Origin of the sequence: Haloarcula montana (genome assembly GCF_035666295.1) — an archaeon.
Lineage (GTDB): Archaea > Halobacteriota > Halobacteria > Halobacteriales > Haloarculaceae > Haloarcula > Haloarcula montana.
The window spans coordinates 374,742-387,698 of sequence record NZ_CP142027.1; the positions used below are offsets into that span (position 1 = coordinate 374,742).

Annotated in this window: 13 protein-coding genes; 6 read left to right on the plus strand and 7 right to left on the minus strand. The window is 65.9% G+C overall.

Features of this window, described 5'->3' with window-relative positions; translation table 11 throughout:
• Positions 1-23 precede the first annotated feature (23 nt).
• On the plus strand, positions 24-1,097 hold the full coding sequence (locus VJ109_RS01930) for an ArsA family ATPase (protein WP_324758610.1): 1,074 nt from the start codon (positions 24-26) through the stop codon (positions 1,095-1,097).
• On the opposite strand, the gene VJ109_RS01935 is transcribed toward VJ109_RS01930, so the two are convergent.
• Genes VJ109_RS01935 through VJ109_RS01945 form a run of 3 tightly spaced genes read right to left on the minus strand, consistent with a single transcriptional unit; the run spans position 1,094 to position 3,726 of the window.
• The gene (locus VJ109_RS01935; protein ID WP_324758611.1) at positions 1,094-1,909 is read right to left on the minus strand and encodes an SDR family NAD(P)-dependent oxidoreductase; all 816 of its coding nucleotides are present in this window, start codon (positions 1,907-1,909) and stop codon (positions 1,094-1,096) included. The genes VJ109_RS01930 and VJ109_RS01935 overlap by 4 nt on opposite strands.
• 54 nt (positions 1,910-1,963) lie before the next feature.
• Positions 1,964-2,755 (minus strand): endonuclease V, encoded by a 792-nt coding sequence (locus tag VJ109_RS01940; RefSeq protein WP_324758612.1) that lies wholly within the window; start codon positions 2,753-2,755, stop codon positions 1,964-1,966.
• A gap of 2 nt (positions 2,756-2,757) precedes the next feature.
• Entirely contained in the window at positions 2,758-3,726 is a 969-nt protein-coding gene (locus tag VJ109_RS01945; protein WP_324758614.1) for a rhomboid family intramembrane serine protease, read from the minus strand.
• A 107-nt stretch (positions 3,727-3,833) separates the two neighbouring features.
• Between VJ109_RS01945 and VJ109_RS01950 the strand changes: the two genes are divergently transcribed.
• Positions 3,834-4,874: a zinc-dependent alcohol dehydrogenase family protein gene (locus VJ109_RS01950; protein ID WP_324758615.1), complete on the plus strand. Its 1,041-nt coding sequence runs from the start codon at positions 3,834-3,836 to the stop codon at positions 4,872-4,874.
• 2 nt (positions 4,875-4,876) lie between these two features.
• Here VJ109_RS01950 and VJ109_RS01955 read toward each other — a convergent pair whose 3' ends face one another.
• On the minus strand, positions 4,877-5,785 hold the full coding sequence (locus VJ109_RS01955; protein WP_324758616.1) for a response regulator: 909 nt from the start codon (positions 5,783-5,785) through the stop codon (positions 4,877-4,879).
• A 391-nt stretch (positions 5,786-6,176) separates the two neighbouring features.
• Here VJ109_RS01955 and VJ109_RS01960 point away from each other — a divergent pair, with 391 nt between their 5' ends.
• Entirely contained in the window at positions 6,177-6,311 is a 135-nt protein-coding gene (locus tag VJ109_RS01960; protein WP_324758617.1) for a DUF7503 family protein, read from the plus strand.
• A gap of 59 nt (positions 6,312-6,370) precedes the next feature.
• Here the strand turns inward: VJ109_RS01960 and VJ109_RS01965 are convergent, their stop codons facing one another.
• Positions 6,371-8,443, minus strand: coding sequence for a hypothetical protein (locus tag VJ109_RS01965; RefSeq protein ID WP_324758618.1), 2,073 nt, complete (start codon positions 8,441-8,443; stop codon positions 6,371-6,373).
• Positions 8,444-8,554: 111 nt separating this feature from the next.
• On the opposite strand from VJ109_RS01965, the gene VJ109_RS01970 reads away from it, so the two are divergent.
• Genes VJ109_RS01970 through VJ109_RS01980 form a run of 3 tightly spaced genes read left to right on the plus strand, consistent with a single transcriptional unit; the run spans position 8,555 to position 11,199 of the window.
• Positions 8,555-9,007 carry a DUF5788 family protein gene (locus VJ109_RS01970; protein WP_324758619.1) on the plus strand — a complete coding sequence of 151 codons (453 nt, stop codon included), beginning with the start codon at positions 8,555-8,557 and terminating at the stop codon, positions 9,005-9,007.
• Between the two features lies 1 nt (position 9,008).
• Positions 9,009-10,745, plus strand: coding sequence for a DNA polymerase/3'-5' exonuclease PolX (polX, locus tag VJ109_RS01975; RefSeq protein ID WP_324758620.1), 1,737 nt, complete (start codon positions 9,009-9,011; stop codon positions 10,743-10,745).
• Positions 10,738-11,199, plus strand: coding sequence for a Mut7-C RNAse domain-containing protein (locus VJ109_RS01980; RefSeq protein ID WP_324758622.1), 462 nt, complete (start codon positions 10,738-10,740; stop codon positions 11,197-11,199). The genes polX and VJ109_RS01980 overlap by 8 nt, the downstream gene beginning before the upstream one ends.
• Here VJ109_RS01980 and VJ109_RS01985 read toward each other — a convergent pair.
• Both VJ109_RS01985 and VJ109_RS01990 read right to left on the minus strand, forming a co-directional pair.
• Complete coding sequence (locus tag VJ109_RS01985; RefSeq protein ID WP_324758623.1) at positions 11,194-12,054, minus strand: hypothetical protein; 861 nt, start codon at positions 12,052-12,054, stop codon at positions 11,194-11,196. The genes VJ109_RS01980 and VJ109_RS01985 overlap by 6 nt on opposite strands.
• A gap of 50 nt (positions 12,055-12,104) precedes the next feature.
• On the minus strand, positions 12,105-12,941 hold the full coding sequence (locus tag VJ109_RS01990) for a hypothetical protein (protein ID WP_324758624.1): 837 nt from the start codon (positions 12,939-12,941) through the stop codon (positions 12,105-12,107).
• Positions 12,942-12,957: the final 16 nt, after the last annotated feature.

Sequence of the window (12,957 nt, forward strand, 5' to 3'; positions counted from 1 at the left end):
GGCCAGCAGTGCCTACCTCGCGCATGGACCACGAACTCGATGTCGAAGCTGTCGATCGTATCGACGCGCCGACCGGCGTCGACGCCGCCGAATACGTCCTCTACGGCGGCAAGGGCGGCGTCGGGAAGACGACCTGTGCGGCGGCCACGGCACTGGCGTCTGCTCGGGACGACACCGCGACACTCGTCGTCTCGACGGACCCCGCCCACTCCCTCTCGGATACGTTAGAGACAGATATCCCGGCGACGCCGACCCGCATCCGCGAGGAGATCCCGCTGTACGCCGCCGAGATCGACCCCGAAGCGGCCGTCGGCGAGGGGCCACTCGGGATGGACGACGACGCACTGGGCGGTCTCGGACAGATGCTTGGTGGCGCCGGCCAAATGGGCGGTGAGGCCGGAGCGGGCGAAGACGTGCTCGGCGACGAGGGCGGCCTGCTCGGCGGATCGATGCCCGGAGCCGACGAGGCTGCGGCGATGCGACTGCTGCTCGATTACGTCGACGACGACCGCTTCGATCGGGTGGTCATCGACACCGCACCGACCGGCCACACGCTCCGACTGCTCGAACTCCCCGAGACGATGGACTCGATGGTCGGAAAGATACTCCAGATGCGCGAGCGGTTTTCGGGCATGCTCGGGAACCTGACCGGGATGTTCGGCGACGACGAGGAGGTCGACGCCGAGCAAGGTATCGAGGACCTCCGGGAACTGAGCGACCGGATCGAACACTTGCGGAGCATCCTCCGTGACCCGACACAGACGGACTTCCGCATCGTGATGGTTCCCGAGGAACTCTCCGTCGTCGAGTCCGAACGGTTGCTCGGTCGGCTCGGTGAGTACGGCGTCCCCGTCAGCACCGTCGTGGTCAACCGCGTGATGCAAGACCCAAGCGAGGTGCTCGGCGAAGCCGTCGACATCCCCGGGCCGAACCACGCGGAGTGTTCGTTCTGTGCGCGCCGCTGGGACGTCCAACAGCGCGCGCTCGCCCGGTCACAGGAACTGTTCCAGGGCCACGACGTCCGTCGGATCCCGCTGTTCGCCGAGGAGGTCCGCGGCGAACGCCTGTTGAACGTCGTCGGGGCCTGTCTGGACTAGCCCATCAACTGCCGGAGCAGACCGAAAGCGGTGTCGCGCCACCGCTCGGGGACGTACTCGGCGAACAAGAGGAGTTTCGCACCCTCGCCGACGGGGTAGCGCGGTTCCGGATCGCTGTTGTTGGCCGCGTCCCGGACGGCGAGCGCGACGGTTCCGGGGGTGACGCCCAACGCGTCCTGGACGCCGGTCAGCCGGGAATCCTCGCGTGCTCGGTAGAGCCAGTCGTAGGCGCCGCTCGCGCTCTCGGGTTCCGCTTCGGCCGGTTCCTCGCCGTCCCGGATCGGCCCGGGTTCGACCACGACGACGTCGACGCCGAACGAGTCCGCCTCGACGCGCAGTGCGTCGCTCAGCCCTTCGAGCGCGGACTTCGCCGCGGCGTCGGCACCGCGACCGGGCGTCGAGAGCCGGCCCGTGATGCTGGAGACGTTGACGACGGTCCCGTTCTCGCGAGCCCGCATGTGGGGCAACGCTTCCCGAATCAGCCGGTGGGGTCCGTAGACGGCGACGTCGAACTGCTCGTGGAGGTGTTCGGTCGAGATATCCTCGACAGCGCCGAACCGGGAGATCGAAGCCGCGTTGACCAGACAGTCCAGTCGGCCGGTCTCCTCGATCAGGTCCTCGACGACCCGTTCGCACTCGCGGGCGTTCGTCACGTCCAGTTCCGCCGTGGTACAGCCCTGTTCGGCCAGGTCGGCGATCGCCTCCTCGTTAGGGGCAGTCGCCCACACTGTCCAGTCGTCGGCCAGGAACGCCTCGGCCGTCGCCGACCCCACTGCCGCGGACGCACCCGTGATCAGCACCGTCTTCGCCATTGTCTGTCCGGGGAGACACGCCGTGGGCAGTTAAGCACACCCGGTCGCCGGCGGTCACGGGACCTCGGTTTTCGCCTCGTCGGCCGCCCGGTCGGCCAGCCGAGTCGGCTCGGGGAGTTTGTACCCCGCTGCCGTCGCGAGCACCAGATCCGTCGCCGTCTCAGCGCTCGCGCGATGGCCGGGGCTGACGACGAGCGGGTTGACGTGGCGGTTCGGTGAGTCGTACTGTCGCGTCTGGACGGCGTCGCCGACGTGGGTCCCTGCTGTCGCCGTTTCGATCGCGTCGTCGGCGTGGATCGGGACGCGGGTTCCCTCGGGAAAGCCGCCGTCGAGCGGCCGCTCGGGCGCGCCACAGAGGAGGTTCTTGGCGACGCCGACCGTCGGCACGTCGACGGTGACGCCGACGTGTGTCGCCAGCCCAGCCTCCCGGAAGTGGATGCGACCGCTGCCGTCGACCAGCAGAACGTCGGGATCGTGTTCGATCCGGTCCAGTGCTGCGAGGATCGCACTGCCCTCCCGGAACGAGAGCAAGCCGGGAACGTAGGGGATCTCGGTTCGCTCGACGGCGTGAGTCCGTTCGACGACCGCACCGCCCTGCGTGACGACCACCGCCGAGACAGCCCTGTCGTCGACGAACGCCTGATCGACGCCGGCCACCAGCGGTGCGCTCGCCGCCTCATCCGAGAGTGTCGTCTGCTCGCTGTCGCTGGACGCGGGAATCGTCTCGGGATCGACCGACAGATCGTCATCGAAGACGGCCGTCTCGGCGATCTCGCGCTGGAGCGTCTCCATCGCTTCGCGGGACAGCGACGGGTCCGGAACGAACTCGGGGCGGACGACCCGCATCGTCACGGCCGTCGGCGTCCAGGCCCGCCGGGACCACCTGGACCGCCCGGGCCGCCGCCACGGCCCACCTGGAGTTGCTGTGGGACGCTCGTCCGGCCCTTGATCCGGTTCCCGTACCAGAGCCCGATCCCGAGGCCGATGAGATGAGCGGTGTGTGCGATGTTCCCGCCGAGTAACCCGCCGGTCCCCGGTGCGAACGTTCCCAGGACACTGAGCAACAGATAGAACCCCGTAATCGCCCAGATCGGGACCGGGATCAGGAAATACAGCAGGACACGCAGGTCGGGGTTCAACACGGTGAGGAAGGCGAGAATCGCCAGGGCAGCGCCGCTTGCTCCGAGGACGCCGTAGCCCCCACCGGACTGGATATACTGGAGCCCGACCTGTCCCAGTCCCGCGAGCGCGCCGGAAGCGAGGAAGAAGAGCGTGAACCGCTTCGACCCCAGCTGTCGCTCGACGATGCGGCCGAAGAAGTAGATGATGATACCGTTTCCGAGGATGTGGAAGAAGCCCGACGGGTCGTGCGAGAAGATCGATGTCACCCACGTCCAGACGTAGAGGGGGTTGTCCGGGTGGAGGACGAAGATCGACTGCCACAGCTCCGACCGGGAGTAAAAGAGGGGACTCGAGATGCCCAGGACGAGCCGTCCGACGATGTGTTCAAGGATGAACGTGATCGCCATCGCCGCGAGGAACACGTAGGTCATGTTCCCGCGGAAGTAGCCGAACACGCCGCCGGGGCCGGTGTCGATCCCGAGCCTGTCCGCGAGGCCGGCCGACTGCTGGCGGCCGGGGTTGTTCACGCTGTCGTCGAACCCGCTCTCGAAGACCGCCTGCGGATCGTTCCAGTTCTCCAGGCCGGGGCAGTCGTGGGCCTCGGGGAGCCGGTGCTCCGAACAGTAGGTCCCGCCACAGTGCCCACATTGGTAGGGCATGCTCTCTGACTTGCCACAGGCGTCGCACTCCGACATTACCGGGGGTACGTGCGGACAGGGCAAATGAATTGTGACTGTGCGTCTCCGGACCCAGACCGGCAGGTCGCCGTCGGGCTTTTGTGGGGCGGTTCCCAACGACGGGCATGCGCGCTGCCCGCTATCACGGCCCGGGAGAGATCAGCATCGACGAGGTGCCGGACCCGACCATCGAATCGCCGACCGACGCCGTCGTCCGGGTGACACACACGGCAGTGTGTGGCTCGGACCTGTGGTTCTACCGCGGCGAGAGCGACCGCGAGGAGGGCTCTCGCGTGGGCCACGAGCCCATGGGAATCGTCGAAGAAGTCGGCGAGGAGGTCCGCCACGTCCAGCCCGGCGACCGGGTGTTCGCCCCCTTCTCGATCAGCTGTGGCTCCTGTGAGTACTGTCGGAAGGGGCTACACACCTCCTGTAAGAACGGCGGGTTCTGGGGGAGTGCGACCGACGGCGCACAGGGCGAGCAGATCCGTGTTCCACAGGCCAACGGGACCCTCGTCCGGGTACCCGACCGGTACGCCGACGACCAGGACGTGCTGAAGTCGGTCCTCCCGCTGACGGACGTGATGTGTACCGGCCACCACGCGGCGGTCAGCGCCGGCGTCGAGGCCGGCAGCACGTGTGCGGTCGTCGGCGACGGCGCGGTCGGGCTCTGTGCCGTACTGGCGGCCCGGCGACTGGGGGCGAACCGTATCGTAGCGCTTGGCCACCACGAGGACCGCCTGGAGATCGCGGAATCCTTCGGCGCGACGGACACCATCTCCGCTCGGGGCGAGGCTGCCGTCGAAGAACTGCGGGAACTCACCGCCGGCGGCGTCGACCACGCCATGGAGTGTGTCGGCATGGGCGCGGCCATGGAGACCGCGATCGACATCGCCCGGCCGGGCGGGACCGTCGGCTACGTCGGAGTCCCCAACGGGGTCGAGGACGGCGATCTCGTCGATTCGCTGTTCGGAAAGAACGTCACGCTCGCCGGCGGTATCGCCCCGGTTCGTGCCTACGTCGACGACCTGCTGGAGGACGTGCTCCAGGGGACGCTCGATCCCTCACCGGTGTTTACGAAGACTGTTGATCTCGAAGGTGTTCCCGAGGGATACCGCGCGATGGACGAGCGGGAGGCGATCAAGGTGTTCGTCGATCTGACCTGAGGTCAGTCTTCGACGGCCCGGAGGACGCCGATCCAGGCCGGTTCGCCATCGTACTCGATCGAGCCGCCGGAGACCTCGGCGGTCACTGTCTCCCCGCCCTCGCGGACACCCGTGAACTCGGTATCGAACGACTGGGGATCGTCGTCCTCGGAGCCACGAACGGCATCAAGGAAGCGGTCGCGGTCCTCCGCGGTCGTCAGTCGCTCGGGACTGGCACCGATAAGCTCGTCCTGCGTGTAACCGAACGTCTCCGCGAGTTTCTCGTTGACGTAGACGAACTCCCGGTTCTGGATGATACAGACCCCGGCAAGCTCCTGCTCGACGAGTCGCTGGTACCACGACAGCGCGTTCCAGAACTGCTGTTCGGTTCGGTACTGCTCGACCGCGTTCTCGACCCGGTTGGCAAGCACCTCGTACTGGTCGGTGCCCAGCTCCTTTTGCATGTAGTCGGTGACACCAGCAACGATAGCCTCGCTCGCGATCTCCTCGCTTCCTTTCCCGGTAAAGAGGATAAACGGGAGTTCGGGGTACTGTTCGCGGACGATTTCGAGGAACTCAAGCCCGTCGGTGGTGGGCATCTGGTAGTCGCTGACGATACAGTCGAACTGCTCGTCGCTGAGCCTGTTCAGCGCGGCGACGACGCTGGTCTCGGTCACGACGGTGAAGTCGTCGTTGATGCGTTCGAGGAACGTCTCGACGAGGTTCCCGATCTGTGGATCGTCGTCCACGTGAAGGATTCGGGTGGCCTCTCTGTCGTCGATCTTCGCCAGCGGAATCGGGACCTCGGTCCGTGTCGGATCGGGCGAGTCGGACGATTCGGTACGGATCAGCGGGACGGAGCGGTCGCCGGTAGTCGAGCTTCCCCGGAGAACGGACCGGGAGAGCCCGACAGTCGTCTGTCGGTCCGACATTACCGACCCATCCCCAGCAGCTGGTGCAGGGCGTCTCGCCGTCGGATCTGGCCCCGAACTCCTGTCGGGACCACACCGCGCTCGGAGGTGTGCCGTTTGTTCATCGATGCGTGACTCTACTACCGTACAGAGTAGCTAGTTACAAAACGATACTGGTGGTCGCTATTATATATCGCTCCGCTATCACTCCCGGCAACCCAGTGAGGGTCGGTGACAGTCCGAGCAGCGAAAGGCGTCGGTGACCGCCCCGAAACGCACTCTCAGCGCCGGAGACGCCCCGTTGATAAATAAGCACGTATCTCAGAGTTGATTAATCGTTAATCTTATCTATAATATGTACGTTCTATTCAAATATTTTTACATATCCTCCCTCTGACAGAGTTTCTGTATCATGTCCGATACCATCATGAAGGAGTACCTGGCTGACCACCCACGAATGATCGGCGCACTGTTCACCGTCCTGCTGTTGCTGTCACAGGCTGGGAACGTGGCCGCGAACAACGGCGCAAGTATCAGTGGACCATAAACGAGTCCCTGGCATCCGATAGCGCATAGCTCGTTTCCATGCTGACGCCTTTATCAATACTACAGCAACATCTGTTCGTCCATCGACGTACTCCAGTGTAACTCGTTGTTGTAGCGGACCGGAATCTCCTCCAGATTTAGGAATTGGACGAGTTCGTCATATGACACGGTGAACGAATCCAAAGTACCTGAACTCAGGAAATACGTGTCATTGTCGCTGATAAACGGGAGAAATACAGTTCCCAATCCCCTGTCATCAGTGGCATAGGTGACTATCTCGGCCTCATAACCGGCGTCACATTCGGTGATATCGAGTAGGTTCGGTGTGCCGCTTGGAGCCTGTGTTACCGTGATGCCGCCGTCGCCGACGACGATGTACTGCCCCCCCATCGGACTTACCTCACGGGAGACAGTGAGCGCGGTCCGGAGCGGGAACCCGCTGTTGAGCAGCCGTGCGGTCGAACTCCCGATTTCGATGGCAGCGTCGTTGAGGATCTCGTTGAGGGTGACGATCCCCCCGATCGCCCCGTTCTCGACGAGCGTAAGCCCCTGGTGGTAGGAGTTACACGCGTTCAACAGGAACGTATCGACGCCGACGGTGTCGACGGTCGCGGCGTCGAGTTTCCCGTCCTCGCAGGTGAACCCCTCGTGGTCGGTGTGGCCGATGTAGTGGAAGAAGTCCGTCTCGGTGGCCATCACCTCGGCAAGTTCGTCGGTCGTCAAGTTCTCGCGGACAGTCACGTCAAAGGGGAGGTCGGCGCGGTTGCCGTACACCTCGTCGGCGACGCGGCGCTCCTGGTCCATCCGGGCGTCGTTCTGGACGACCGTGATCGAGATGTCCCCGGCCGTCTCCTCGCGATCGAGGCGGTTCCGGAACGCGTCCGCGGTCAGTTTGCTCGCGCCGATAGGGATGCTGTCGCCGATCCAGGCCTGTTCGAGCGTATCCGCCGACCCCGGTTCGACGTACTCGGGCTCCGTCTCGGTGCCGGTGCTGGCGGATCGGGTGATGATATCGTCCCGGGTGAACTCCCCGTCGAGTTCCGCGGGCACGCTGGGTTCGCTTGGCCCGGTTCCCTGGCGCGTCCGGACGATAGCGAGGTCGTCGACGACGAACGGAAGCTGCTCGGCGTTGGCCGCGACCGGGTCGATATGGGTCGTCAACCGCCACTCCGGAACGTGGTCGGCGACCAGTTCGTAGGGAACGTCGAGATACGCCGCCACCTGTTCGGTGAGCGGACGGTCGTACAGCGTGGCGAAATCGATGTCGACGAGGGGTTCGATCTCCCGGCGCTCGTGTAGATCGAGTTCGTAGTACCCTTCGGTTCTGGTAACACAATCGAAGAAGAACAGCTGTTTGAGCGTCTGCTCGACCGTGCGTTCGTATCCGTCTGGTCCGGAGAGGGAGTACTCGAACCCGTCGTCGGTCGTCAACCGCGGCGTCGGCGCCGGTTCCAGCGAGGCACCGAGGTAGTACGCGAGCGGTGCGGCGACGAAGGCCGCCGACAGCGTCGGCGGGAGTTCGAGGGTGATCCCCGTCTCCGGGCGCGTGATCGTCGCGGGGATGTCGAGTGAGTCCCCGAGTTCGAGCGCCGGCGGGTGTCCCCGAAGCGTCGGGTACGACCGCTCCGGATCGGTCGTCTTGAGCGCCGAACCGAACGTCTCGATGGCGGCCAGCATATCCCTCGGGTCCGTCGTCGTCGTCACCGTGGCGGCCGGCCGCTCGTGGCGCGAACGTGCGCCGACCGCCACGGTCGTCGGCGCGTCGAACTCGATGCGGGTCTGGTCCATGTCGACGCTGACTTCGACGGCCGATTCGACCCGGACGTAGGTCTTGATCTGCGTACAGAGGTCGATGCTGTAGTCACCCGCGGGCACCGACGCCTGTTCGAACTGCTTGACTTCGGCGACCGTCTCGCCGTCGGCGTCGCGGACGTACACGGGAACGACGGTCGGGAGGACCAGTGAATCGGTCTCGAAGGTGACGGCGCGACTGACCGGGAACCGGAACGAGTCGGCGTCGGCCGGCTGTGGTGAGACCGATTCCGATGTCCGGAGTTGGTAGCGCTGGCGCTCGACGCAGTCGATGACATCGATTCCTGGCCGCTCGGCGAGCGGTTCGAACGTGACGTTCATCTGTCTCCGGAGAGCGGTCGCTGCTCGTGTGTCTATGTAGCGTGCAAGAAGCGGAAAAAGATATCGTCGCGAGCGAAACGGAGAAAGGTCCCGGTCCCGAACGGTCTGTCAGTGAAGGAGTTCGAGCGCAAACAACTGTTAGAGCGCATCGAACGGGAAGGTGCGACGGTCGGCGCCGACATCCCCGACGAGATCATCGTCCAGGGTGAGGAGATCGAACTGCAGTCGTTCGTCTTCGAGATCAAACGCCGGGAGACGATCCCGCGGGGCGAGCGCGATCGGGTCGACCGCGCGAAGAAGAACCTCCGCCGGGAGCGTCTGCAGCGCAAGCAGCGCATCGAAGACGGCGATGTCAGCTACGACCGAGGCGAGGAGCTGGCAAACGCCATCATCGGGATCGATCGGGCGCTGAACGCACTCGAACAGCTCGGTCCGGCCAACATCGAACAGGAACAACGGGCACAGGAGGCCGCCGACAAGAAGCGATGGATGAAGTTCCTGCAAAAGGCACTGGGCCACGAGGACGCCGACTCCGGTACCGGGCGTGCCGGGCGAGGGAGATAACATGAGCCGCAACGACGAGGTCGCGACAGAACTCGAAGCGTTCGCCGACCTGCTGGAGGCCAAGGGTGTCGAGTACAAACCCCGCGCCTACCGGCGGGCGGCCGAGAACATCCGCGAGTACCCCGGTGCGATCGAGGGACTGGCCGCCGACGGCGAGGACGCTGTCGGCGAGATCGACGGCGTCGGCGACGCGATCTCCTCGAAGATCGTCGAGTACGTCGAGACCGGCCAGATCGGCGAACTGGCCGAACTGCGCGAGGAGTTACCCGTCGACATGGAGGCGCTGACGGCCGTCGAGGGCGTCGGCCCCAAGACCGTCGGGGACCTCTACGAGGCGCTGGGGATCACGACGCTGGACGAACTCGAAGCGGCCGCCGAGGCCGGCGAGATCCAGGAGGTGAAGGGCTTCGGCGCGAAGACCGAGCAGAACATCCTCGACAACATCGATTTCGCACGGGAAGCCCACGAGCGGTCGCTGCTGGGCGAGGCCAGGCCCTACGGCGAGGAGATCCGGGACTACCTCGCGGGCGTCGACGCCGTCGAGCGCTGTGCGCTGGGTGGGTCGATCCGGCGCTGGAAACCGACGATCGGCGACGTCGACGTTCTGGTCGGCAGCGACGACGACGAGGCGGTCGTCGAGGCGTTCACCGACTGGGACGGGACCGACAGCGTCATCGAGGCCGGGGAGACGAAAGCCAGCGTTCGCGCGGGTGGTGTCCGGGTCGACCTGCGCGTGGTCGTCCCCGAGGAGTTCGGCGCCGCGTTGCAGTATTTCACCGGGAGCAAAGCGCACAACGTTTCGGTCCGCAACCGAGCCATCGAGCAGGACCTGAAAGTCAACGAGTACGGGGTCTTCGATATCGAGAGTGTCGAAGACGACGACCAGCGGGCGGGCCGCCTGGTCGCAGGCGAGACCGAGGAGGCGGTCTACGAGGCGATCGGGATGGCGTGGGTACCGCCGGAGCTGCGCGAGGACCGCGGCGAGGTCGCAGCCGCGACAGCCGGGGAACTGCCGGACCTGCTGGCCGAGGGCGATATCCGTGGGGACCTCCACACCCACAGCGACTGGTCCGACGGCGGCTACTCCATCGCGGAGATGGTCGACGGCGCTGCGGAGTTCGGCCACGACTACATCGCGATCAGCGACCACGCGACCGGTCCGGGAATGGTCGGCGGGGTCGGTGTCCCGGACGAGGACCTCTGGAACGAACTCGACGAGATCGAGGCCGTCGCCGCCGACGCAGAGATCGACGTCTTCGCCGGCGTCGAGGCCAACATCGCGCCCGACGGCTCGATCTCGGTCGACGACGACCTGCTCGCGGCGCTGGACATCGTCGTCGCCTCCCCACACGCCGCGCTGGACGGGGAGGGTACCGATCGGCTGGTGACTGCGGCGAAACACCCCGAGGTCGACGTGATCGGGCATCCGACCGGTCGGTTCCTCAACCGTCGGCCCGGGCTCGACATCGACGTCGAACGGCTGGCGACGGTCGCCGCCGACCACGGGACGGCACTGGAGATCAACGCCAGCCCGGCCCGACTGGACCTGACAGGGAGTGCGGTCAAACAGGCGACCGAAGCCGGGGCGACCGTCGTCATCAACACGGACGCACACGGCCCCGGCGAGTTCGAACAGATCCGCTACGGCGTCCACACGGCCCGTCGTGGCTGGGCCGAGCCAGGAGACGTACTGAACGCAGAGTCGGCCGACACGGTCCGTGAGTTCATCAATGAGTGACCGTGATCGTGACCCCCTGGTCCTGGACGCGATGCTCGGGACGCTGGCGACGTATCTCCGGATGTGTGGGTACGACGCCGCCTACGCGCTGGACCGGGACGCCGAAGCCAACGCGGACCTGCTGGCGCTGGCCCACACGGAGGCTCGACGGCTCGTGACACGGGACGCCGACCTCGCCCGAGCGGCGCCCGACAGCGTGTTGCTCACCGAGCGGGCCGTCGACGACCAGCTCCGGGAACTGGCGGACGCCGGGTTCACGTTGGAACTCGCGGACCCGCCGACGCACTGCGGGACCTGCAACGGGCGCCTCGAAGCAGTCGACCGGACGGAGCCGACCCCGGAGTACGCGCCCGACCCGGCCGACGAGCCGCTCTGGCGGTGTCGTGACTGCGGCCAGCACTTCTGGAAGGGGAGCCACTGGGACGACGTTGCGGAGACACTGGCGTCGCTATAGTTCGCGGTACTCGACGCCGTATTCCAGTTGTGTCGCCATCGTCGAGAGCACGTCCCGAAGTCGCTCGAACTGCTCGGTGTCGTCCGGACAGAGCCGATCCGGCGGTGCTTCACGGAGCCGGTGTAACGTTCCGAACACCACCCGTCCGAGCGAGGACTTCGCCCGGGATCGATAGGTCCGCCAGTCGAGCGTGATCTCCTCCGTCCGGGTATCGACCAGGACCGTCTCCAGGTCAGAGAAGTGATACACTTCCTGTATCAGCTCCTGGTGCGGATACATCTCGATCCGGGTCGCGTCGAGGGAGACGGTCCCCCGATCGGCGGTCTCGACCTCGATCTCACCGACCGGAAACAACCCCGTCGCCGGGATCGGCGCTAACGCGGCCTCGACGGCGTCCTTGAGGGCGGCGTTCGGTTCGTGGAACCACCGACTCGCGGTCTGCTTCGGTACGGAGTCGTACCGCCAGGACCCCTCACCGACGGTCGTGATCCGTTTGATGCCACGCGCCCGCCAGGAGATGACCCGGTGGACCGGGATCGGCTCTTCGGTATCTTCGACCGACAGTGCTGACAGCACCGCCTGGCGGTCGTCCTCGTCCGCCCGGAACACGGCCGTGTCGGTTCCACCGGCACGGTCGAGCCTGTCAAACGACCGAATAGTCTCCAGCGACTCCTCGGCGTGGGCAGCGAGCGTCTCCTCGTCGACGGCCAGGAAGACCGCATGTCCGTGATCGAGACACGTCGAGACGACGGCGTTCTCGGCTCGGACCCACGTGGCTCTGCTCACCTGTTCGCTCGACATGTTCGTCACGATGCCGTGTGTCGCATCGTCGGTGTCCGGGTCCGGAGCGTCCACGGACGGGCGTACTGTGTGGACCGGTTAAATTCTGCCGGGACCGAGCCGGCTCACCGGAGCTGGCTGGCGACGCCCGGCCCGGCCTCGCGGTCGTGCCGGCGGACCTCGAAGTCGTAACAGAGCCGGTCGCTGATCAGTTCGAAGGCGGTCGCAGCCGTCGACAGCAGCTCTTCGTCCGGGGGATGGAGCAGCCGTGGCGGCGACTCTCGGTGACGGTCGACCAACCCCCGCACCATCCGGCCCAGCGAGGACTGCGCCTCCTCGCGCCAACTGGGCCAGGAGAGCACCAGCTCACAGTCCCGCTCGTCGACGACGACCCCCTCCAGTTGCTCGTGTGGGTACCAGCGTGTCGTTCCGTCGGCACGCCCCAGCCAGATTCCTTCGACGGTCAGTTCCACGACAACGTCTGCAACGTCCCACCGAGCGAGCGCGCCGTGTGGGAACAGCGCCGTACACGGAACGTCGGTAAGCGCGGTACGGAGATCTGACTTGTACGTTCCGGGCTCGTCGACCGCACGGACGGCCGGCTTCCGCGGGACGGAGTAGTAGACCCACTGGTCGGCGTCACGGTCGAAGGCGACGATCTCGGCGATCCCGTGCTCGCGCCAGGTCGGGACCGTCTCCCTGCTGGGATCGACAGAGAGGTGTTCGGTGGGCAAGGCCGCGTCCGCAGGGGTGAGTTCCACCGTCGGTTGTGTAGTCGACAGTGGTGAGTAATCGGGATCGGGACGGCTCCCCAAAGCGTCGTAGACCGCCGGCGCGTTCTGTTCGAGATACGAGCCGGCCAGCGCGACGTGGACGGTCAACCCGGCAGAAAGGAGCGTCTCCAGGACAGCGTTCTCCGCGCGGACCCAGGCGTCAGCCGGGGCGACATCTGCGTGTGTCACCACTCGGTGAGTCGTA